The sequence below is a fragment of the Streptomyces sp. NBC_01171 genome (assembly GCF_045039805.1).
In the GTDB taxonomy this organism is placed as follows: domain Bacteria; phylum Actinomycetota; class Actinomycetes; order Streptomycetales; family Streptomycetaceae; genus Streptomyces.
Genome location: NZ_CP108609.1, coordinates 609,380 through 633,543 on the forward strand (window position 1 = coordinate 609,380; position 24,164 = coordinate 633,543).

General features: G+C 75.0%; 5 protein-coding genes. 1 reads left to right on the plus strand and 4 read right to left on the minus strand.

All coding sequences use genetic code 11. The features are described from left to right. Window position 1: 1 nt before the first annotated feature. Both OG448_RS02820 and OG448_RS02825 read right to left on the minus strand, forming a co-directional pair. The gene (locus tag OG448_RS02820; protein ID WP_405551305.1) at window positions 2-991 is read right to left on the minus strand and encodes an NAD-dependent epimerase/dehydratase family protein; all 990 of its coding nucleotides are present in this window, start codon (window positions 989-991) and stop codon (window positions 2-4) included. Window positions 992-1,068: 77 nt separating this feature from the next. Further along, window positions 1,069-1,533: a DUF5709 domain-containing protein gene (locus OG448_RS02825; protein ID WP_405551307.1), complete on the minus strand. Its 465-nt coding sequence runs from the start codon at window positions 1,531-1,533 to the stop codon at window positions 1,069-1,071. A 345-nt stretch (window positions 1,534-1,878) separates the two neighbouring features. On the opposite strand from OG448_RS02825, the gene OG448_RS02830 reads away from it, so the two are divergent. Next, complete coding sequence (locus OG448_RS02830) at window positions 1,879-2,292, plus strand: SRPBCC family protein (RefSeq protein WP_391294120.1); 414 nt, start codon at window positions 1,879-1,881, stop codon at window positions 2,290-2,292. Here the strand turns inward: OG448_RS02830 and OG448_RS02835 are convergent. Continuing rightward, window positions 2,289-9,800, minus strand: a complete 7,512-nt coding sequence (locus OG448_RS02835) for an amino acid adenylation domain-containing protein (RefSeq protein ID WP_405551309.1) — start codon at window positions 9,798-9,800, stop codon at window positions 2,289-2,291. The two genes, OG448_RS02830 and OG448_RS02835, sit on opposite strands and share 4 nt — an antisense overlap. Further along, a complete protein-coding gene (locus OG448_RS02840) occupies window positions 9,797-24,118 on the minus strand; it encodes an amino acid adenylation domain-containing protein (protein WP_405551311.1) in 14,322 nt (4,773 codons plus the stop codon). The genes OG448_RS02835 and OG448_RS02840 overlap by 4 nt, the downstream gene beginning before the upstream one ends. Between the last annotated feature and the right edge of the window lie 46 nt (window positions 24,119-24,164).

Here is a 24,164-nt window from a genome sequence, read left to right on the forward strand (position 1 = left end):
CTCAGCCGGTCCCCGCGAACTCCGCCATCCCCTCGGCGAAGGTGACCTTCGGCCGCCACTCCAGCTCGGTGCGCAGCCGGGCGGAGTCGGCGGTGATGTGCCGTACGTCGCCGAGGCGGTACTCGCCGGTGACCACCGGCTCCGGGCCACCGTGCGCGGCGGAGAGCGCATGGGCCAGTTCGCCCACCGTACGGGGCTCGCCGCTGCCGGTGTTGTACGCGGTGAGCGTGCCGGACCGGTCCGGCGCCAGGAGCGCGGCCAGGTTCGCCGTCGCCACGTCCCGTACGTGCACGAAGTCGCGCCGCTGGCCTCCGTCCTCGAACACCCTTGGCGCCTCGCCCCGTCGCAGCGCCGAACGGAAGAACGCGGCGACTCCTGCGTACGGGGTGTCGCGGGGCATCCGGGGGCCGTACACGTTGTGGTAGCGCAGGGAGAGCGCCGTGCCGTCGGTGGCGCGGGCCCAGGCGGCGGCCAGGTGCTCCTGGGCCAGCTTGGTGGCGGCGTAGACGTTGCGCGGGTCGGCCGGGGCGTCCTCGCCCACCAGGCCGGGGACGAGCGCGGTGCCGCAGGCGGGGCAGGGCGGCTCGAAACGGCCGGCCTTCAGGTCTGCCTCGGCGCGCGGGCCCGGTCGTACGACGCCGTGGGCCGGGCACTCGTAGCGGCCCTCGCCGTACACCACCATCGACCCGGCCAGCACCAGCCGACGCACGCCCGCCTCCGCCATCGCGGCCAGCAGGACGGCGGTGCCGAGGTCGTTGCGGGAGACGTACTCGGCCGCGTCGGTGACACCGTCGCCGAGGCCGACCATGGCCGCCTGGTGGCAGACGGCGTCCACGCCGGCGAGGGCGCGGGCCACGGCCGCGCGGTCGCGGACGTCCGCGGCGGGATCGTCGCGGAGGTCGAAGACCACGGGCTCGTGCCCGGACGCCCGGAGCGCGTCGACGACATGCGACCCGATGAACCCGGCACCGCCGGTGACCAATACACGCATGGCCCCAAGCTAGGCCCACGGCCGCCCAGTTCCCCGGTGCACCGCCCCGGCGTCACCACTCGGTAAGAACCTGGCGATCAGCTCTCGTCCGGGATCACATGGACGGCCGCCTCCTCCGCGCCCGCCGCACCCCCGTCGATGCCGACGTCCTCGGCGACCTCTTCACTCACCGTGTCGGTGTGAGCGCCCTCGTCCGGGGCGACCAGGCGGCCCGCACGGGCGTCGCCCACCTCGGAGTCGACCGGTTCGCCGTCCCCGCCGGGCAGGTCACCGACCCCGTCACCGGCCGGCGCGGTCACGTCCGGCACCTCCCGCTCCAGCCGCTCGTCCAGGGTCTCCCCCTCCTGCTGCTCGGCGGCCGTTGTGCCGTGCTGGTTCACGCCCAGTGGCCGCTCGGGCGGGGAGTAACCCTCGTCGAGGATCTCGTCGTAGTCCCGCTCGCCGACCGCGTCCTGAAGATCCAGCGGCGCGGCGTCCTCCTGCTCCTCATTGCCGCCGGTGGGCTGGTACGCGTCGTCAGCCATCGGGGTCTCGTCGCTCATGGTCGCCTCCTGGCGCTCGCGGGCAAGCGGTCCCGGTCCGCGTTTCCCGGAGGCGGACGATTAATCCCACGCGCTCACGAAACCCCTGCTCAGATCGGCTGTGGGCGCCCCCCATCCGCCGCTTCGGCAGCGGCCTCGGGTAGCTGCCCGCGCGGCTCGTGGTGAGGCCCCGGGTGACGAGGGGTTCGGCAAGTCTCACCGCCGCGCCGGAGGGCGGAGGCGGAGCCGACGGACTGAAAACGGACTGAAACGGGTACTGCGCCACCCGTCCAAATCGGTTCACCCTTCCGGACCAATCGCCCCACCGCACCGTTACCGGCCCCCACGCGGGGGCACAGCGGGACCATGGGTAACTACGACAACTCGATCACCGTGGCCGTCCCCACCGACCGCCTCTTCGCCTACCTCTCGGACGTGGAGAACCTCCCGTCCTACCTTCCCCGGCTGACCTCGGTCGAGCCGGAGGGCGGCGACCGCGTCACCGTCACCGCGCACATCGACCCGCCGGGCGAGCCCGAGCAGGACGTCACCAGCGAGGCGTGGGTCCATGTGCTGGAGGACGGCAAGAGCCTGGAGTGGGGCGCGCCCGGACCGGACGACTACCACGGCCGGCTGCACGTGGCCGCGGGTGACGAGGCGGGCAGCTCGCGGCTGACCGTCGAGCTGCACACCGACAACGTCGAGGGCGAGCACGTCACCCGCGGCCTGGAGGAGGCCCTGCACGGCATCAAGCGCGCCGCCGAGCGGTCCGCCCGCTAGCGAGTGGCCTCTCCCTTCCCCGGCGCGGGCAGGAAGCCCGTGCGCTGGAACCAGGTGAGGTAGCGGGCGAGCACCTCGTCGGTCAGCGGGGGCTGGTGAACCCCCAGGGCGCCCACCGCCTTGGCCGTCTGCTGGGAGTCGAAGCGCCGCCGGTCCATCGCCTCGTGCCGGGTCTGCGGCTCGTCGCCGAGGAAGAGCTGGGCCGCGTTGTCCGGATCGGCCCCGACACGGGCCTGCCACTCCTCGACGGGGACGGTGCTCAGTTCGTGGCCGAGCCGGGCGGCCGCCGCGAAGACGCGGCCCAGGTCCGGGGCGTCCGGGTTGGTGAAGTGGTACACCTCGCCGCCCGTCTGCACCGACGCGGCGAGTGCCACGACCGCCCGGCTGACGTGGTCCACCGGCACCCAGTCGGTGGAGCCGTACGGCAGGTCCGGCACCGCGCCGGCCTGGAGGCAGCCCTTGATGAGCTGCCAGAGCAGGTCCCGGTCCTGGCAGGCGCCGGTGGCGGTGTCGCCGCTGATCCGGCCGGGCCGGTGCACGGTGACCGGCAGACCGCGCTCGCGGGCGAGTCCGACCAGACCCTCCGCGACCCACTTGCTGCGGGCGTAGCCGTCGGGCAGGGCGGCCGGCGGGCCGGTCGGGGTGCCCTCGGAGATGATGACCGGGTCGGGTCCGGTCGCCGGGGCGAACACGCTGGTGGTCGAGACGTAGTGCATGCCCGGTGACGCCGAGTCGGCGAGCAGCCGCAGCAGCTCCTCGGTGCCCGCGACGTTGGGGGCATGCAGATCCCCGTACCCGGCGGCGAAGTTGACTCGGGCGCCGTTGTGCAGGACCGGTCCGAGGCGGCGGACCAGCGCGGTGCGGTCCTCCGGGGTCAGGCCGAGGCCGGGGGCGGCGAGGTCGCCCGGCACCGCGTTGATCAGGGACTCGTAGCGGGGCTGCCAGAGGCCGTAGTGCTCCAGGTTGACGCGCAGCCGCTCGGCGGCCTTGCGCGGGTCCTCGGCGCGGACCAGGCAGTCGACGGGGCCGTCGGTGCTCTCGATGAGGTCCCGCAGGAGGAACGCGCCCAGGAACCCGGAGGCGCCGGTGAGCAGCGGGCGGGCGCTGGGGCGGGCGCTCCGGCGCGTGGTGGCGGTGATGTCCGGTGCGAGGCGGACCTCGGCGGCCAGGTCGGGTCCGCCGCCGTACCCCTGCTCCCCCGGGGTGCGCTCCAGCAGGCGGGCGACGCCCTCCACGGTCGGCGCGGCGAAGAGGTCCCGCAAGGACAGGCGCCGGCCGCAGCGTTCCTCGATGCGCTGGGCGAGGGTGACCGCGAGCAGGGAGTGGCCGCCGAGGGCGAAGAAGTCGTCCTGGACGCCCACTTGGGGCAGCCCGAGGGTCTCCGCGAAGGCCGCGCACAGCTCGCGTTCCAGGGCGGTGCGCGGAGCGGTGCCTTCGCCGGGCGCGGTGCGCTCGGGCGCGGGGAGGGCGTGGCGGTCGGTCTTGCCGTTGGGGGTGAGCGGCAGGGTGTCGAGCGTGACGTAGGCGGCAGGGACCATGTGGTCGGGCAGGGTCTCGGCGAGGCGGGCGCGCAGTTCGGTGCCGTCGGGGACCCGCTGCCCTTCCTCGGCGACCGTGTAGGCGACCAGGCGCCGGTCGCCGGGACGGTCCTCGCGGACCATCGCGCAGGCGGAGCCGATACCGGGCAGCGCGGTCAGGGCCACCTCGATCTCGCCCAACTCGATGCGGAAGCCGCGCAGTTTGACCTGGTCGTCGACGCGGGAGACGTAGACGAGTTCGCCGTCGGCGGTCCAGCGGGCCAGGTCGCCGGTGCGGTACATCCTGCCGCCCGCGCGGTCGAAGGGGTCGGCCACGAACCGGGTCGCGGTCAGGGCGGCCCGCTCGTGGTAGCCGCGGGCGAGGCTCGCGCCGGAGACGTACAGCTCGCCGACCACGCCGGGCGGTACGGGGGCCAGTCGGTCGTCCAGGACGTGGACGCGGGTGCCGTCGACGGGGACGCCGATGGGCACGGTGCGGTCGGGGGCGAGGGGACCGTCGGCGTGCTGGAAGGCGCTCATGGTGGCGCAGACGGTGGTCTCGGTGGGCCCGTACGCGTTGACCAGGTGCCGGTCGCGCGCCCAGGTGTGCACCAGGTGCGGCGGGCACGCCTCGCCGGCGAGGGCGATGGTGGTGCCTTCGGGCAGCGAGCCGGGCGGCATCACGGCGAGCGCGGCGGGCGGCAGGGTGAGGTGGGTGACACCGCGTTCCCGGACGGTGCCGGCGAGGGCCGGTCCGGGCAGCAGGGCGTCGCGCTCGTCGATCTCCAGGCAGGCCCCGGTGAACAGGCCCATGCACATCTCCCAGAACGCCGCGTCGAAGCTGACGGACGCCAGGTGCAGCACCCGGTGGCCGGGGCCGACCCGCAGCCGCTCGGCGTGCGTCCGGGCCAGCGCGCCGACACCCCGGTGGGTGACGACGACCCCCTTGGGCAGGCCGGTCGAGCCGGAGGTGTAGATGACGTACGCCGGGTGCGCCGGGTCCGGGTCGCCGGAGGCGGGGGCGGCCGTCGTGCCGTGCGTGAGGTCGCCGACGTGGACGTACGGCACCGGCAGTTCGGGCAGCCGCTCGCACACCTCGGGGGTGGTCAGCAGCAGGCGCGGGCGGGAGTCCTCGACCATGTGGGTGAGGCGGCGGGCCGGATAGTCGGGGTCGAGCGGTACGTAGGCGGCCCCGGCCTTGAGCACGCCGAGCAGGGTGACCAGCAACTCGCGGTCGCGGGGCAGGGCGACGGCGACCCGGTCCTCGGGGCCGATGCCGCGCGCGGTGAGGTCGGCGGCGACGGAGTCCGCGAGGGTGTCGAGTTCACGGTAGGTGAGCGTGGTGGTGGCGTCGCGGACCGCCGGCGCGTCCGGGGTGCTGCGTACCCAGCGCCGGAAGAGGGCGGGGACGCTCTCGGGCCGGTCGGCCTCGGGGCCGGTGCCCCAGGCGGTGACGCGGGCGCGGTCGGCGTCGGTGAGCACGTCGTAGGCGTGCAGCGGGCGGTCGGGGTCGTCGGTGACCGCGGTGAGCAGCCCGGCGAGGCGCTCGCCGAGGGCCTGCACGGTGCCGGCGTCGAAGAGTTCCGTCGCGTAGTCCACGGCGGCCCGCATGGCGCCCGGTGCGCCCTGGTCGTCGTGGGTCTCGGTGAAGGTGAAGGACAGGTCGAACTTGGCCACGTCCAGCTCGACCGGGACCGGGCTCACGGTGAGGCCGGGCAGCTCGACCGGGGCTGCGGGACTGTGGTTCTGGAGGACGAGCATGGTCTGGAACAGCGGGTGGTGGCTCTGCGAGCGGGCGGGGTTGAGGAGTTCGACCAGGCGCTCGAAGGGGAGGTCCTGGTGGGTGTAGGCGGAGAGGTCGAACTCCTTCACGCGGTCCAGGAGTTCACGGAAGGTGGGGTCGCCCGACAGGTCGGTGCGCAGGACCAGGGTGTTGACGAAGAAGCCGACCAGATCGGTGGCGGCCTCGTCGGTGCGCCCGGCGACGGCCGTGCCGAGCGGGATGTCCTTCCCCCCGCCGTGCCGGGAGAGCAGCAGGGAGAGGGCGGCCTGGAGCACCATGAACACGCTGCATCCACTGGTGCGGGCCAGGTCCGTGATCCGGCGGGCGGTGTCGGCGTCCAGGGTGAAGTCGTGCGTGGCGCCGACGTGCTGGGGCACTGCGGGGCGCGGGCGGTCCCACGGCAGGTCGATCAGCTCGGGCAGTCCGTCCAACGCCCGCTTCCAGTGGTGCAGTTGGCCGGACAGCACGCTGTCGGGGTCGTCCTCGTCGCCGAGGAGGGTCCGCTGCCAGAGGGCGTGGTCCACATGGTCGACCGGCGGCGCGGTCCACGCCGGGGCCTGCCCGCCGACGCGGGCCCGGTAGGCGGTGCCCAGGTCGCGGGTGAGGGGCGCGAGGGAGGAGCCGTCGGCGGCGATGTGGTGGACGACGAGCACCAGCACGTGGGAGTCGCCGGAGAGCCGCAGCAGCGTTGCCCGGAGCGGGAGTTCCGTCTCGATGTCGATGGCCTCGGCGGCGATGTCCGCCACGGCCGCGTCGAGCCGGCCCTCGTCGGCGTCCCGGACGGTGAACGGCACGCCGGCCTCGCCGGGTTCGGTGATGCGCTGGTGCGGCCCCTCCCCGCCGGCCGGGAAGAGGGTGCGCAGCGCGGAGTGCCGGGCCACCACGTCGTCGAGCGCGGCGCGCAGGGCCTCCTGGTCCAGCGGGCCGTCGAGGCGTACGGCGAAGGGGATGTTGTAGGTGGCGGAGGGGCCGTCGAGCCGGTGCAGGAACCACAGGCGCCGCTGGGCGTAGGACAGCGGCAGCACTTCGGGGCGCGGCTGCGGGACCAGGGCGGGGCGGGCCGGGCGGTCGCCGTCGGCGAGGACGGCGGCGAAGGAGGCGACCGTCGGGTGCTCGAAGAGGGTACGGATCTCGGTCTCGGTGCCCAGCGCGGTACGGACGCGGCCCACCAGCCGGGTGGCGAGCAGGGAGTGGCCGCCCAGGGCGAAGAAGTCGTCGTCGACGCCGACTTGGGCCACGCCGAGCACGTCTGCGAACAGTTGGGCGACGATCTCCTCGTGCGCCCCGCGCGGCGCCCGTCCCGCGGCCCCCGGCCCGGTGGTGGCGGGGGCCGGCAGTGCGGCCCGGTCCAGCTTGCCGTTGACGGTCAGCGGGAGGGCGTCGAGCGGCTGGATGGCGGACGGCACCATGTAGGCGGGCAGGTGGCGCCCGATGTGCGCGGCCAGCCGGCCGGGGTCGGGGGTGTGACCGGGGGCCGGGACGACGTACGCGGCGAGGGTACGGTCGCCGGGGAGGTCCTCGCGGACCAGGACGCAGGCGGCGCGCACGGACGGGTCGGTGCGCAGGACCGCCTCGATCTCGGCGGGCTCGATGCGGTGGCCGCGCAGCTTGACCTGCTGGTCGGCGCGGCTGACGTAGTGGATCAGGCCCTCGGTGTCCCGGCGCACCACGTCGCCCGTGCGGTACATCCGTGTGCCGTCCCCCTCGAAGGGGTCGGCGACGAACCGGGTGGCGGTGAGGCCGGGCCGCCCGAGGTATCCGCGCGCGACACCGGGGCCCGCGATGTACAGCTCCCCCTCGGCGCCGGGCGGCGCCGGGCGCAGGGCCGCGTCCAGGACGTAGGCCCGCATGCCGTCCAGCGGGCGGCCGATCGGGGGCATGCCGGGCGGGGCGTCGGCCGGGACGCGGTGGAGGGTGGCGAACGTCGTGGTCTCGGTGGGTCCGTAGGCGTTGAGGACCGTGGTGCCGGGGTGGGCCGCGGCCAACTGCTGGAACACGCCGGGCGTGGCGGCCTCGCCGCCGGCGGCGGCGAGCCGGAGCAGGCCGAGGGCGCCGGGGTCGGTCTCGGCGATGACGTTGAACAGTGCGGTGGTCAGGAAGGCCGCCGTCACCCCGTGCCGGGCGACGAGGTCCCGGAGCGTTTCGGGCTGGAGCGTGCCCTCGGGGGCCACGACGACCCGGCCGCCGCTCAGCAGGGGCGCCCAGATCTCGAAGGTGGCCGCGTCGAAGACGTACGCGGAGTGCATCAGCACGGCGTCCGCCACCCCGTCGGCCCAGGTGCGGTCGGCGGCGAGGGCGGTGATGTCGACGTGGGTGACGCCGACGGCCTTGGGCAGGCCGGTGGAGCCGGAGGTGAACATGACGTAGGCGAGCCGGTCGCCGCCGGACACGGCGGGCAGCGCGCCGGGGGCGAAGGGGCCGCCGCTGAGGACGCGTCCGGCGGGGTCCACGGTGAGGACGGGGATGTCGAGCCCCCGCACCCAGGGGTTGTCCCGCGTGGTCTCGTCCACGACGAGGGCGCGCAACGGGGCTGACTCGGTGACGCGGTCGAGGCGTTCGGCGGGCCAGCGTGGGTCGAGCGGGACGTAGGCGGCGCCCGCGCGCAGGACGGCCAGGGCGGCGGTGACCTGGGCCGAGGAGCGGCCGAGCAGGATGCCGACCCCGTCCTCGGTGCCGACCCCGGAGCCGGTCAGCGCCCGGGCCAGCCCGGAGGACAGCTCCTGGAGCAGACCGTAGGTCAACTCCTCCCCGGCGCCGGTGACGGCGACCGTGCCGGGGTGACGCTCGGCCTGCCGGGCCACCGCGTCGGGGACGCTCAAGTTCCGCACGTCCCAACGGAGTTCCGCGCCGCGTCCCGTCGCCAGCAGCCGTTCCCGCTCCCCCTCCAGCAGCAGGGGGAGGCTGTCGGCCCGTACGTCGAGACCCTCGGCCATCCGTGTGAGCAGGCGGCGCACGCGGGCCACGGTCTGCTCGATCAAGGTGCGGTCCAGCAGGGCGGAGCGGTAGCCGAAGGTGATGCGGAGGCTGTCCTCGCCGGGGGCGATGGTGAGGGTGAGCGGGTAGTGGGCGGCGTCGGTGCCCTCGATCCCGGCGACGGTGAGGCCGGCCATGCCCTGCTGGGCGGTGCGCAGGGCCTCGGCGTCGAGCGGGTAGTTCTCGAAGACGGCGAGGGTGTCGAAGAGCCGGTCGAGCCCGGCGGTCTCGCATATCTCGGTCAGCCCGACGTACTGGTGGCCCAGCAGCCGTGCCTGCTCCTCCTGGAGCCGGGTGAGCAGCGCGGCCAGGCTCTCGCCGGGCTCGGGGCGCAGCCGGACCGGGACGGTGTTGATGAACAGGCCGATCATCGTCTCGATGCCGGGGATCTCCGGCGGCCGCCCGGAGACGGTGGTGCCGAACACCACGTCGGAGCGTCCGGTGAGGTGGGCCAGCACCAGGCCCCAGGCGCCCTGGACCAGGGTGTTGAGGGTGAGCCGGGAGGCGCGGGCCGTCTCGCGCAGCCGGTGTGTGGTGGCGCGGTCCAGCTCCAGCACCAGGGTGTCGGGCAGCTCGGCGGAGTCGGGTCCCTCCGGCGCGCCCCGCCCGGCGAGCAGGGTCGGCGTCTCCAGCCCCGCCAGCGCGTCCCGCCAGGTGTTCAGCGTGGCGGCCCGGTCCTGCGCGGCCAGCCAGGCGAGGTAGGTGCGGTACGGGGTGACGCGGGGCAGCGTGAGGTCGTCGCCCTGGCGGGCGTACAGCTCGAACAGCTCGCGGACCAGCAGCGGGACGGACCAGCCGTCGAAGAGGAGGTGGTGGCTGGTCATCACCAGCCGGTGCCGGCCGGGCCCGGTGTGGACGAGGGTGAATCGCATCAGGGGCGGGGTGGTGAGGTCGAACCGCCGGGTGCGGTCCTCGGCGAGGAACGCGTCCAGCGCCTCGGGCCCGTCGGCCGTGGTGAGGTCCAGCTCCTCCAGCGGCACGGGCACTTCGGCGGCGACCGCCTGGACGGGCTGGTCCAGGTCCTCGTGGAGGAAGCCGGCCCGGAGGTTGGCGTGGCGGCGCAGCAGGGTGCCGATGGCGGCGCGCAGCCCGAAGACGCTGACGGTGCCTTCGAGATCGAACACGAACTGGGTGGTGTAGACGTCCACGGCCTGGGAGTCGTAGAGCGAGTGGAAGAGCATGCCCGCCTGCAACGGCGTCAAGGGCAGTACGTCCTCCAACTGGAACCCGGTCACTTGCGTCCACCCCACTTGTTCTGAAGTCGGTCGATCTGGGCCTGGTCGAGGGAGACCAGGGGAAGGTCGGAGGGCGTGTAACCGCCCGCGTCGGGCTGTTCGGCGTGTTCGGCGACGGCGCGCAGGGCGCGGGCGAAGGCGTCGGCCAGGTCCGCCACGTCCTCCTCCTTCAGGAGGTCGCCGGGCCAGGCCCATCGGGTGACCAGGACGGGTCCGTCGGGGCGGTCCTCGGTGTGCGCGTTGATGTCGACGACGTGGTGGACGGGCATGTCCGGGTCCTGGCTGCGCGGCTGGCCGCCGTCGAGCAGGACCTCCCAGTCGCCCGCGCTCTCGGCCGAACCGGCGTACCGGCCGAGGTAGTTGAAGCCGATCTGCGGAGCCGGGGCGGTGAGCCGGTCACGGGTGGCGGGGTTGAGGTGCCGCAGCATCCCGTAGCCCACGCCGTGGTCGGGTATCGCCCGGAGCTGTTCCTTGACCTGCTTCACGGCGCGGTCGATCAGGGTGGCGTCGAAGCGCGCGGGGTCGACGACCCGGCCGGGGCCGGGGTCGAGGCGGACCGGGTAGAGGCTGGTGAACCAGCCGACGGTGCGGGACAGGTCGATGTGGTCGGCGAGCTGCTCCCGGCCATGCCCCTCCAGGTCGATCAGGACGGCGGTGTCGTCCGTGCGGCCGGTACCACGGTCCTCCCGCCAGGCGCGGATCGCGAGGGCGAGCGCGGTGAGCAGCACGTCGTCCACCCCGGCGTGGAAGGCGGCGGGCGCGGTGGTGAGCAGCGGGCCGGTCCAGCGGGCGTCCAGCCGGGTGGTGATGGTCCGGGTGTGCTCGGCGGTGTCCCGCTGCGCGTCGAGCGGCCGGTGCGCGATGCGCGGGTCCGGGGTGTTCAGTACGCCTTCCCACAGCGGGAGTTCGCGCTCCCGCTCGGGTGTGCGGGCCTGGGCGGCGAGGAGGCGGGCCCAGCTCCGGTAGGGCGTGGCGACGGGCGGCAGGGGCGACGACGTGCCGGTGACCGTCCGCCAGGCGGCGGCGAGGTCGGCGCCCAGCACCCGCCAGGAGACCGCGTCGACGGCCAGGTGGTGGACGACGATCAGCAGCCGGCCGGGGGTGCGCGGGCCCGCGTCGCCCCACACGGCCTCGATGACATGGCCGTCGGCGGGCCGCAGCCGGGCGCGGGCCTGTTCGCCCGCCTCGGCGAGCGCGGCGGTCGCGGCGGCCGCGTCGTAACCGGTGATGTCGAGCCGGGTGAGGCGCTTGCGCGCCTGCACGGAGCCGGGCGGCTGCGCGTACAGGAAGGGCTCCTCCTCGGTGGAGCGGGTGACCCGCATGCGGAGCATGTCGTGGTGGTCGATCAGGAGTTGGAGGGTCTCGACGAGGGATTCCGCGTCGGCGTCGGCCGGGGTGCGCAGGACGGCGGACTGGTTGTAGCCGTCCGTGGCGCCGGGCCGCTCCAGGAACCAGGCCGCGATGGGCGTGGGCGGCATCTCGCCGGTGCCGGCCTCGGCGGGTTCGGCCGAGTCCACCGTCAGCACGGTGGCGACGGCCGCGATGGCCTCCGGCGTGCGGTGGACGAAGACGTCGCGCGGGGTGACGGCGAGCCCGGCCTGCCGGACCCGGCTGACGAGCTGGATGGACAGGATGCTGTCGCCGCCGAGCGCGAAGAAGTCGTCGTCGGTGCGGACGGTGGCCGCCCGCAGCACGGAGCCGAACACCTCGCACAGCACGCGTTCCCGCTCGGTACGCGGCTCCCCGCCCGGCCGGGTGCCGGTGGTGCGCGCCGGTGCGGGCAGGGCGCGCCGGTCGGTCTTGCCGTTGGTCATCAGCGGCAGCGCGTCCAGGTGCACGAAGACGGCGGGCGTCATGTACGGCGGCAGCGTGTCGGCCAGCCCCCGGCGCAGCGCGTCGTCGGTCACGTCGGCCGCTCCCCCGCCGGGCACGACGTAGGCCACCAGGCGGCGTTCGCCGGGCTGGTCCTCGCGTACGACGGCGCAGGCGGCGGTGATGCCGGGCAGCGCGGCGAGCGCGGTCTCGATCTCGCCGAGTTCGATGCGGAAGCCGTTCAGCTTGACCTGGTCGTCGGCGCGGGAGACGTAGGTGAGCAGGCCGTCCGCGTCGCGCCGGACGAGGTCGCCGGTGCGGTACATCCGGCTTCCGGCGGGCCCGTACGGGTCGGCGACGAACCGGGTGGCGGTGAGCCCCGCCCGGCCCAGGTAGCCGCGCGCCAGCCCGTCGCCCGCGATGTACAGCTCGCCGGTGACGCCCGGCGGCACGGGCTGGAGGCGGGCGTCGAGGACGTGGGCGCGGGTGTTGTCGACGGGGCGCCCGAGCGGCACGCTCCCCTCGGCGGTGCCGGTGTCGTCGTCGGTGTGGTGGTGAGCGGTGGCGTCGATGGTGGTCTCGGTGGGCCCGTACAGGTTGTGCGGCTCGGCCCGCCAGGCGTCCCGGACCCGCCGGGCCAGGGCGCGCGGCAGGGGTTCGCCGCCGCACAGGACGGCCCGCAGGGTGGTCGGCGCTGCCTCGCCGGCCGTCTCGGTGAGGACCAGCGAGAGGTGCGAGGGCACGAACTGGGCGATAGTGACGCCCAGTTCACGCGCCCGGCCGAGCAGTCCGGCGGGGTCGTGGTTGAGGGCGGCCGGTACCGGGCAGGTGGAGCCGCCGTGCAGCAGGGGCAGCCAGGTCTCCCACACCGAGGCGTCGAAGCTGGGCGAGGTCCGGGCGAGGACCCGGTCGTCGTCGGTGAGGGCGAGGTGGCCGGCCATCCACGCCATGTGGTTGGTGAGCGAGGCGTGGGTGACGACGACACCCTTGGGCCGCCCGGTGGAGCCCGAGGTGTAGATGACGTACGCGGCGTCGCGCGGGTCGGGCACGGTGGCGGGCGGCGCGGTGTGCCCGGTGGCCCAGGCGGCCGGGTCGTCCAGCGCGAGGCTGGGCAGCGCCAGTTGGCGCTCCCCGACGCGGTGGGCGTGGGTGAGCAGGAGGACCGGGCGGGCGTCGGACAGGGTGTACGCGATGCGCGCCTCGGGGTGGTCCAGGTCGATGGGCAGGTAGGCGGCCCCGGCCTTGGTCACGGCGAGCATCGCCACCACCTGGTCGGCGGTGCCCTCCAGGGCGAGGGCGATCAGGTCGCCCCGGCCGATGCCCCGGCCGCGCAGGTGGTGCGCGAGGTCGTTGGAGAGCTGGTCGAGTTCGGTGAAGGTGAGCGTGCGGTCGGCCCCGCGTACCGCGACGGCGTCCGGGGTCCGGGCGCACTGCGCGCGGAACGCCTCCGGTGCCGTCCGCGCGGGTACGGGGCGGACGGGCCCGAGTGCCGCCAGCTCCAGCCGCTGCCGCTCGGACGCGCCCAGCACCTCGGTCTCGTGGACCCGCCGGCCGGGGTCGGCCGCGAGGGAGGCGAGGAGGCGGGTCAGCCGGTCGGCGAGGGTGTACGCGGTGGCGTGGTCGAACAGCTCGGTGGAGAACTCCAGCACCCCGTCGAGCCCCGTGGGACGCCCGGCGCTGTCCTCGGTCTCGGTGAAGGTGAAGGTCAGGTCGAACTTGCTGATGCCGGTGCGCACCGGCTGCTCGGAGACGGTGAGGCCGGGCAGCTCGATGTCGGCGCCGGCCGTGTTCTGGAGCACCAGCATGGTCTGGAACAGCGGGTGGTGGTTCTGCGCCCGGTCCGGGCTGAGGGCGTCCACCAGCCGCTCGAAGGGCACGTCCTGATGGTCGTAGGCGGCGAGGTCGAACTCCCGCACGCGATCGAGCACTTCGTCGAAGGTGGGGTCGCCGGTGAGGTCGGTGCGCAGCACCAGGGTGTTGACGAAGAAGCCGACCAGGTCGTCCAGGGCCTCGTCGGTGCGGCCGGCGACCGCGGTGCCGAGCGGGATGTCCTCGCCGGCGCCGTGCCGGGACAGCAGCACCGAGAGGGCGGCCTGGAGCACCATGAAGAGGCTGCACCCGCGGGTCCGGGCGAGCGCGGCGAGGGCCTGGTGGGTGGCGGCGTCCACGGGGAAGGCGAACGCGTCGCCCCGGTGCTCGGTGACCGCCGGGCGCGGCCGGTCGCCGGGCAGCTCCAGCAGCTCGGGCGCTCCGGCCAACGCCTCGCGCCAGAAGGCCAGTTGCCTGGCGGCCCGGCTGTCCGGGTCCTCCTCGTCGCCGAGCAGCGCGTGCTGCCACAGCGTGTAGTCGGCGTACTGGACGGCGAGATCGGCCCAGCCCGGCTCCTCGTGCGCGAGCCGCGCCCGGTACGCCTCGCCGAGGTCGCGGGCGAGCGGGGCGAGGGACCAGCCGTCGCCCGCGATGTGGTGCAGGACCAGGACGAGGACGTGCGCCTCGGCGCCGAGCCGCACCAGCCGGGCCCGCACCGGTGCCTCGGCGCTCACGTCGAAGGCGTGGGCCACCTCGGCGGCGAGCACCTCGTCCAGGCGGGCGGGATCGGTGTCGCGGGGCGTGAGGTCGAGGTCGGCGGTGCGGGCGTCGAGGATGAGCTGGCGCGGCACGCCGTCGGTGTCGGGGAAGACGGTGCGCAGGCTCTCGTGGCGCTCGACCACGTCGGTCAGCGCACTCTCCAGCGCGTCGGCGTCCAACGGGCCGTCCAGCCGCAGCACGAGCGGCACGTTGTAGGTGTCGCTGGGTCCCTCGAACCGGTTGAGGAACCAGAGCCTGCGCTGCGCGAAGGACAGCGGCAGCGGCTCCGCCCGGTGCTCGGCCCGCCGCAGCGGGAGCCGCGCCGCCTCGGCGCCGTCGAGCACGGCGGCCAGCGCGGCCGGTGCCGGGTGCTCGAACAGGGTCTTGACGGGGACCTCCACGCCGAGCGCGGCCCGGATGCGGGCGGTGAGCCGGGTGGCGAGCAGGGAGTGCCCGCCGAGCGCGAAGAAGTCGTCGTCGGGGCCCACCGCGTCCAGACCGAGCACGTCGGCGAAGAGTCCGCAGAGGATCTCCTCGCGGGCGGTACGGGCCGGGCGGCCGCTCACCGGCGCGTACTCGGGGACGGGCAGCGCGCGCCGGTCCACCTTGCCGTTGGGGGTGAGCGGGAGCGCGTCCAGCAGGACGAGGGCGCTGGGCACCATGTACGCGGGCAGCGACCGGCCGACGGCGCGGGCGAGGTCGGCGGGGTCGGGGCTCGCGCCGCTCGCGGGGACCACGTAGGCGACGAGGCGCCGGTCACCCGGTGTGTCCTCACGGACGACGGCGAAGGCGTCCGCGACGCCCTGGCAGGAGGCGAGCGTGTTCTCGATCTCGCCCAGCTCGATCCGGTAACCGCGCAGCTTCACCTGGCCGTCGGACCGGCCGACGTAGGCGATCTGCCCGTCCGGGGTCCAGCGGACCAGGTCGCCGGTGCGGTACATCCGGCCGCCCGCCGCGTCGAACGGGTCGGCGACGAAACGCGTGGCCGTCAGGCCGGGGCGGCCCGTGTAGCCGCGCGCCACACCGTGTCCGGCGAGGTACAACTCCCCCACCACGCCCGGCGGTACGGCCCGCAGCGAGCCGTCGAGGACATACAGGCGCATGCCGTCCAGCGGGCGGCCGATGGGCGGCGGCCCGGCGGGCAGGTCGGCGGGCACCGGGTAGCGGGTGGCGAAGGTGGTGGTCTCGGTGGGCCCGTACACGTGCAGGACACGGGTGTCGGGCGCGAGGGCCGCGACCCGCTGCATGGCGTCCGGGGAGGCCAGTTCACCGCCGGCGCACACCAGCCGCAGGCCGGTGAAGGCGCCGGGGTCGGTCTCGGCGATGACGTTGAACAGGGCGGTCGTCATGAAGACGGCCGTGGCCCCGTGGGTGTGCACCGCGTCGTCGAGGGCGCGGGCGTCCAGCACGCCGTCGGCCGCGACGACGATCCGGCCGCCGTGCAGCAGCGGGGCCCAGATCTCGAAGGTGGAGGCGTCGAAGACGTACGCCGAGTGCATCAGCACGGCGTCGGCGGCGCCGTCCCGCCAGGCGGAGTCGGCGGCCAGCGCGACCACGTCGGCGTGGCTGACAGCGACGCCCTTGGGCAGGCCGGTCGAGCCGGAGGTGAACATCACGTAGGCCAGCGCGGCGGGACCCGGTACGGGCACCGGGCGGCCGGGCCGCCCGGGCGCACCCCGCAGGACCCGGCCGAGCCGGTCCAGCACGACGACCGGTGTGCGGGTGGCGGCCGCGCGCACCCAGGGTGAACCGTGGGCGTCCTCGTCGACGAGGAGGACCTTCACCCCGGCGGCGCCGGCGACCTGGTCGAGCCGTTCCTCGGGCCAGCGGGCGTCCAGCGGGACGTAGGCCCCGGCGGCGCGGACGGTGCCGAGGGAGGCGGTCACGACGGCCGGGGACCGGCCGAGCAGCACGCCGACGCCGGTCTCGGGCCCGACGCCGAGGCCCGCGAGGGCGGCGGCGAGATCTGCGGAGAGGGCGTCGAGTTCGGCGTAGGTGAGGGAGGCGTCGTCGGCGGTGACGGCCACCGCGTCCGGGGTACGTGCGGCCTGAGCCGCGAACAGCGCCGGCAGGACGGCGGGCTCGCCGGTGGCGGGCAGGGCGCGGCCGGTGCCCCAGCGGGCCACCTGGGTGTGCTCGTCCGGTGCCATCAAGTCGTGCTCGGCGACCGGGCGTTCGGGCTCGGCGGCGACCCCCTCCAGCAGGCGCAGCAGCCGGGCGGTGAGGTGCTCGACCGTGCTCCGGTCGAACAGGGCGGTGGCGTACTCGACGCCGGCGCCGAGGCCGCCGTCCCGGTCCTCGGTGAAGGCGAAGGTGAGGTCGAACTTGCTCAGCCCGTTGTGCACGAGCCGGTCCTCGACGGTGAGGCCGGGCAGGTCGGGGCGGGCGCTGTCCTGGTTCTGGAGCACCACCATGGTCTGGAACAGCGGGTGGTGGTCGCGGGCCCGGACCGGGTTGAGGTGCTCCACCAGCCGCTCGAAGGGCACGTCCTGGTTGGCGTACGCGGCGAGGTCGAACTCCCGGACTCGGACGAGGAGTTCGCGGAAGGTCGGGCGGCCGGAGAGGTCGGTGCGCAGGACGAGGGTGTTGACGAAGAACCCGACCAGGTCCTCCAGCGCCTCGTCCGTGCGGCCCGCGACGGGCGAGCCGAGCGGGATGTCGTCGCCGGCGCCGTGCCGGTGCAGCAGGGTGGCCACGGCCGCCTGGAGCACCATGAAGAGGCTGCTGCCCGACTCCCTTGCCAGCCGCTTGAGCTGGGTGTGCAGCTCGGCGGGCACCTCGAAGGTGTGGACGCCGCCCCGGGGGTCGACGGAGGCCGGGCGGGGCCGGTCCAGCGGGAGGTCGATCAGGCCGGGCATCCCGGCGAGCGCGGTGTTCCAGTGGTCGAGCTGCCCGCGCAGCACGCCGTCGTCGGCCTCGCCCTCGCTCTCGCCCCCGCCCTCGCCGAGGAGGGCGCGCTGCCAGAGGGTGTAGTCGGCGTACTGGAGCGGGGTGCCGAGGGTCAGCCCCGGTTCGGCGCCTTCGAGGCGGGCCCGGTAGGCGGTGCCGAGGTGGCGGGCGAGCGGGGCGAGGGACCAGCCGTCACCGGCGATGTGGTGGACGACGAGGACCAGCACGTGGTGTTCGGGCGCCGAGCGCAGCAGCAGGGCGCGCAGCGGCAGGTCGGCGGTGACGTCGAACGTCTCGCGCACGGCGGCCAGCACGGTGGCGTCCATGTCGGCCGGTGCGGTGCTCACCACGGGCAGTTCCGGCGTGGCCGCCTCGGCGGGCAGGATCGTCTGGCGCGGTACGCCGTCCCGCTCGGGGAACACCGTGCGCAGCGCCTCGTGCCGCTCGATGACATCGCCGAGCGCGGCCCGGAGGGCTTCCGGGTCGAGGGCGCCGTCGAGTTCGAGGACGAGCGGGATGTTGTAGGTGGAGCTGGGCCCCTCCAGCCGGTTGAGGAACCACAGGCGCTGCTGGGCGTAGGACAGCGGCAGCGGCTCGGGGCGGTGGGCGGCGGGCAGCACGGCGGGGCGGGCCCGGCCGGGGGTGTCGAGGGCGCGGGCCAGTCCGGCGACGGTCGGGTGCTCGAAGAGGGTGCGCACCGCGACCTCCGCTCCGAGGACGGCGCGGACGCGGCTGACGACGCGCATGGCGAGCAGGGAGTGACCGCCGAGGTCGAAGAAACTGTCGTGCGGGCCGACGGCGGGGCGGTGCAGCACATCGGCGAAGATCCCGGCGAGGAGCTCCTCCTGCGGGGTGCCCCGGCCCGGCGCCACCGAGGTCGTGGCCTCCGGCTCCGGCTCCGGTTCGGGCAGCGCGCGCCGGTTCACCTTGCCGTTGGGCAGCAGCGGGAGTTCGTCGAGGACGACGACGGCGCCGGGCACCATGTAGTGCGGCAGCGTCTCGGCGAGGTCGTCGCGCAGGGTGAGGGCGCGCGGTGCCCCGTCGGCGGTGACGGCGTACGCCACCAGCCGGCGCCGGCCGGGGGCGTCCTCGCGGATGACGGCGCAGGCCGAGGTGACGCCGGGGCGGGCGAGCAGCGCGGCCTCGACCTCGCCCAGCTCGATGCGGAAGCCGCGCAGTTTGACCTGGTCGTCGGCGCGGGACACGTACTCGATCAGCCCGTGCCGGTTCCACCGGACCAGGTCGCCGGTGCGGTACATGCGGGCGCCCGCGGGGTCGAACGGATCGGCGACGAAGCGCTCTGCGGTCAGGCCGGGGCGGCCCAGGTAGCCGCGCGCGAGGTTGGGCCCCGCGAGGTACAGCTCGCCGGTGACACCGGTCGGTACGGGGCGCAGCCGGGTGTCGAGCACGTAGGCGCGCATGGTGTCGACGGGCCGGCCGATCGGCACGGTGTCGGCCGCGTGGCCCTCGGCGTCCTCGGGGACGCGGTGGGCGGTGGCGTCGATGGTGGCCTCGGTCGGGCCGTACAGGTTGTGCGCCTCGGCGCGCCAGGTGCGGGCGATGTCTTCCGCGAGGGCGCGGGGCAGCGGTTCGCCGCCGCACAGGACGGCGCGCAGCGCGGGCAGCGGTGCCGCGTCGGCGGCCTCGGCGAGGACGAGCGCGAGGTGCGAGGGCACGAACTGGGCGACGGTGACGCCGAACCGGCCCATCCAGTCGACCAGCGCCCGCGGGTCCTGGTTGACGCCGTCGGGCAGCACGCACACCTCGGCGCCGTTCATCAGCGGCAGCCACAGCTCCCACACGGAGGCGTCGAAGCTGGTGGAGGTACGGGCGAGGACCCGGTCCCCCGGCGTCAGCGACAGGTGCCCCGCCATCCAGGCCATGTGGTTGGCGAGCGCGCCGTGCGGCACGGTCACGCCCTTGGGCCGGCCGGTGGAGCCGGAGGTGTAGATGACGTAGGCCGGGTCGGCGGGGTGGATGCGGTGCTCCGACTCGGCTGCACCGGGGTCCAGTTGGTCCGGGTCGAGCCACGGTACGTCGGTGGGCGGCAGCCCTTCGTGGACGTCGTGCGTGGTGAGCAGCAGCACCGGGCGGGCGTCGGTGACCATGTGCCGGATGCGGGTGGCCGGGTAGCGCGGGTCCACGGGCAGGTAGGCGGCACCGGCGCGCAGGACGGCCAGCATGGCGACGACGGAGGTGACGGACGGCGGCAGGGCGAGCGCGACCAGCGTCTCGCGTCCGGCTCCGCGCTGGCGCAGTACGCGGGCCAACGCGTCGGCGCGGGCGTCGAGTTCGGCGTAGGTGAGGCTGGTGTCCGCGTCCCGTACGGCGGTGGCGTCCGGGGTGCGGGCGGCCCACTGGCGGACCGCTTCCGGTGCGGTGGCCGTGGGGAGCGGGCGCCGGGTGCCGTGGCCCTGGGCGAGGAGGCGGTCGCGTTCGCCGGAGCCGAGCGGGTCGAGGTCGCCGAGGCGCCGGTCGGGGTCCTGGACGGCCTCGGTGAGGACGCGGGCGAACCGGTCGCACAGGTCGCGGGCGGTGGGCTCGTCGAAGAGGTCGGTGGCGTACTCGAGGTAGCCGCCGATGCCCCGGGCGGGCTCGGTCCGGTCGGCGGAGGCCGCGTTCTCGGTGAGCGAGAAGGTCAGGTCGAACTTGCTGATCCCGGTGTGCCGGGAGCGGTCGCGGCTGGTGATGCCGGGCAGGTCGATCCCGGCCCGCTCCTGGCTCTGGAGGACGAGCATGGTCTGGAAGAGCGGGTGGTGATCGCCGGAGCGCTCGGGGTTGACCGCCTCCACGAGCCGCTCGAACGGGATGTCCCCGTGGCTGAACGCCGCGAGGTCGAACTCCTTGACCCGGCCCAGGAGTTCCCGGAAGGTCGGGTCGCCGGAGAGGTCGGTGCGCAGCACGAGCGTGTTGACGAAGAAGCCGACCAGGTCGTCCAGCGCCTCGTCCGCCCGTCCGGCGACGGCGGTGCCGAGCGGGATGTCCTCGCCCGCGCCGTGGGCGTGCAGGGTCACGGCGAGGGCGGCCTGGAGCACCATGAACGGGGTGCAGCCGGCCGCGCGGGCCAGCCCGGTCAGCGCGGTGTGCGCGTCGGCGGGCAGCTCGAAGGGCACCGCCCCGCCCCGGTGGCTCGGGACGGCCGGGCGCGGCCGGTCCAGGGGGAGTTCGAGCAGGTCGGGGGCGCCGTGCAGCGCCTCCCGCCAGAAGGCGAGCTGCCGCCCGGCGAGGCTGTCCGGGTCGCCGTCCTCCCCGAGCAGCTCCCGCTGCCACAGGGCGTAGTCGGCGTACTGCACCCGCAGCGCGGGCCAGTCGGGGGTGTCCTCCCCCGCCAGCCGGGCCCGGTAGGCGGCGCCGACGTCGCGGCTGAGCGGGGCGAGGGACCAGCCGTCGGCGACGACGTGGTGCGGGACCAGGACCAGGATGTGCCGGTCGGCACCGAGCCGCAGCAGCCCGGCGCGGAAGGCGACGCCCCCGGCCAGGTCGAAGGGGGCACCGGCCAGCCGGGCCACCGCCTCCTCGGCCCACGCCTCGGCGTCCGCCCCGGCCGGGGGCTCCTCCACGGCGAGCGGGACCGACTCGGCGGCGTGCGCGGCGTCCAGGACGACCTGGCGGGCCACCCCGTCCTCCTCCGCGAACACGGTGCGCAGGCTCTCGTGCCGGGCCACCACATCGGCGAGGGCACCGCGCAGGGCGTCGGTGTCCAGCGGGCCTTCGAGGTCGAGGACGAGCGGCACGTTGTAGGTGTCGCCGGAGTCCTCGGCCCGGTTGAGGAACCAGAGCCGCTGCTGCGCGAAGGACAGCGGCACGGTGTCGGGCCGGTCCTGCGGGACGAGGGCGGGGCGGGCCTCGCCGGAGGTGTCGAGCACGGCGGCGAGGGAGGCGACGGTGGGGTGCTCGAAGAGGGCGCGCAGGTCGAGCTCGGCGCCGAGCGCGGTGCGTACCCGGCCGGCGAGGCGGGTGGCGAGCAGGGAGTGGCCGCCGAGGGCGAAGAAGTCGTCGTCCACGCTGACCGCGTCCAGGCCGAGCACATCGGCGAACAGGCCCGCCAGCACCTCCTCGTGGGCGGTGCGCGGGGCACGCCCGGCGGCCGTGGAGGCGCGGGGTGCGGGCAGGGCGCGGTGGTCGAGCTTGCCGTTGGCGTTCAGGGGCAGCGCGTCGAGCAGGACGAACGCCGACGGCACCATGTAGGCGGGCAGTGCCCGGCCCACCGTCCGGGCGAGGGTGGCGGCGTCCGGTGCGGTGCCGGGTTCCGGGACGACGTAGCCGACGAGGCGCGGGTCGCCGGGCACGTCCTCGCGGACCAGGACGCGGGCGGAGCGTACGGCGGGGTCGGTGAGCAGGGTGTTCTCGATCTCGGCGGGCTCGATGCGGAACCCGCGCAGCTTGACCTGGCCGTCGACGCGCCCGGCGTACTCGATGTCGCCGTCGGCGGTCCAGCGGGCGAGGTCGCCGGTGCGGTACATCCGGGCGCCGTCCGCGTCGTACGGGTCGGCCACGAAGCGGGTGGCGGTGAGCTGGGCGCGGCCCAGGTAGCCACGGGCGACGCCCCGGCCGCTGACGTACAGCTCGCCCACCACGCCGGGCGGCACCGGGCGCAGGCGGTCGTCGAGGACGTAGGCGTTCATGCCGTCCAGGGGGCGGCCGATCGGGGGCACGCCGGTCGTGCCGGCGGTGACCTGGTGGCGGGTGGCGAAGGTGGTGGTCTCGGTGGGGCCGTACACGTTCAGCACCCGGGTGCCGGGGGCGGCCTCGGCGACCCGCTGGGTCAGGCCGGGCGCGGCGGCCTCGCCACCGGTGGCGACCAGGCGGAGCCCGGCGAAGGCGGCCGGGTCGGTCTCGGCGACGAGGTTGAACAGCGAGGTCGTCAGGAACAGCGAGGTGACCCCGTACCGCTCCGTCATCTCCGCAAGGACGCGCGACTCCAGGCCGCCGGGCGGTGCGACGACCACCCGGCCGCCGTTGAGCAGCGGCGCCCAGATCTCGAAGGTGGAGGCGTCGAAGACGTACGCGGAGTGCATCAGCACCGCGTCCGAGACGCCGTCCCGCCAGGCGGAGTCGGCGGCCAGCGCGAGCACGTCGCCGTGCGTGACGCCGACGCCCTTGGGGAGGCCGGTGGAGCCGGAGGTGAACATCACATAGGCGAGGCGGTCACCCCGTTTCACCGCGCGCGGTGTGCCCGGCCGCTCCGGGGCGCCGCGCAGGAGGCCGCCGCGCTCGTCCACGACGAGGACGGGGAGGGTGGTGGCCCGCTCCCTGACCCAGTCCGTGCCGGCGTTGGCCGCGTCCACGACCAGGGCGCGGACCCGGGCGGTCCCGGCGACGCGGTCCAGCCGGTCGGCGGGCCACGCGGCGTCCATCGGTACGTACGCGGCACCGGCGCCGACCGCGCCCAGCGTGGCCGTCACCACGGCCGCCGAGCGGTCCGCCAGCACCCCGACGCCGTCCTCCGCACCGACGCCCCAGCCGCTCAGCGCGCCGGACAGCTCGGCCGCCGCCTCCGCCAGCTCGCGGTAGGTGAGCGTGTGCGCACCGGCGACGACGGCCGGGGCGTCCGGGGTACGGCGGACCTGCGCGGCGAACGCCTGCGGGAGAGCGGTGTCCCCGGCGGGCAGTTCGGTCCCGCGCCCCTGCGCGAGTACGTCGGCGGCGGCGGTGTCGTCGAGCAACTGGATGTCGGCGAGCGGGGTATCGGCGTCCGCCCCGGCCAGGGCCGTCAGGAAGGAGACGACGGCGTGCTGGTGCAGCCGGACGTCGTCCGGGTGGTACAGCTCCGGGTTGGTGTCGAAACCGATCAACGGCCCCTGTCCCTCGGAGCGTTCGGAGACGAAGAGGGACACGTCGTCCACCGGGCCGATGGACAGCAGCCGGGAGGTGGCGGTGCTGCCGCCGAAGTCGAGGCCGTACTCGAAGCCCATGATGTTGACGACGACATCGGTGAGACGGGCCCCGTCTTCGGCCATGTTCAGCTCGCGGGCGAGCTGTTCGCGGGAGAAGCGGCGGTGGCGCATGGCGCCGCGCATCTCTGCGGCGACGGCACGGACGAGGGCGCCGACCGTCATGTCCGGGGTGACCGCCAGCCGCAGCGGCAGGATGTTGGAGGTCATGCCCATGATGTGGCGCAGCCCCGCGTGCCGGCCGTGGGAGGCGAGGCCGACCCGGACGTCCTGCGTCCCGGTGACCCGGGCGACGTAGGCGGCGACCGCGCTGACGAGGACGGCGGTCCAGGTGGTGCGGCTGTCCCCGGCCAGGCGGCGCAGCTCGTCCAGCACGGTGACGGGGAGGGTGGCGCCGGAGTGCAGCTCCACCGGCGCGGCGGAGGCGGCGGGCGGGGCGGGGGCGTCGGTGCGGCGGCGGACGAGCGGGGCGGCGGCGCGGGTCTCGGCGTCGAGGCCGTCCCCGGCCGGGGTGGTGAACCGGCCGGTCCAGTAGGCGCGGTCGGCCTCGGTGCGCCCGGAGGCACGGTAGGCGGCCTCCTCGTCCACCAGGTCGCGCAGGGGCGCGGCGGTGATCTCGTCCGTGCTCTCGCCCCGTGCCGCGCGGGTGTAGAGGTCGGCGACGGTGCGGGCGAAGAGGGCGCCGCTGAGGCCGTCGACGGCGATGTGGTGGTAGCGGATGTACCAGTAGTGCAGCGTGGGGCTGAGCCGCAGCAACGCGAAGTGGTGTCGAGGGGCGTTCAGTTGGTCGACGGTGGCCATGTCGTCGGCCATGTACCGCTCGGCCTCGGCGGCCGGGTCGTCCGCGCCGCTCAGGTCGGCCCGATGGAGCCGGCTCGGGGCGTCCGGTCCGGGGCGCACCACCCGCTGGCGAATCGTTTCACCGTCAGTGACGAACTCCAGGTGAAAGCTGTCGTGGAGGTACATCGCGTGGTCCACCGCGGCGGCGAATAAACCCTCGTCGAGGCCGCCGCGGATCTCCAGGCATTCCCCGATGTTGTATTTGGGACTGTCCGGATCGACCAGTTGCCCATACCACACACCCTGCTGGGCGGCGGTCAGTTCGAACGGTTCTTCGGGCGTCACTGCGAACGCGGCCGAGCGGTTTTCACGCATGCGGGATCAACCTTTGGGGAGAGGTTCCGGGGACGGTAAGGAAAGC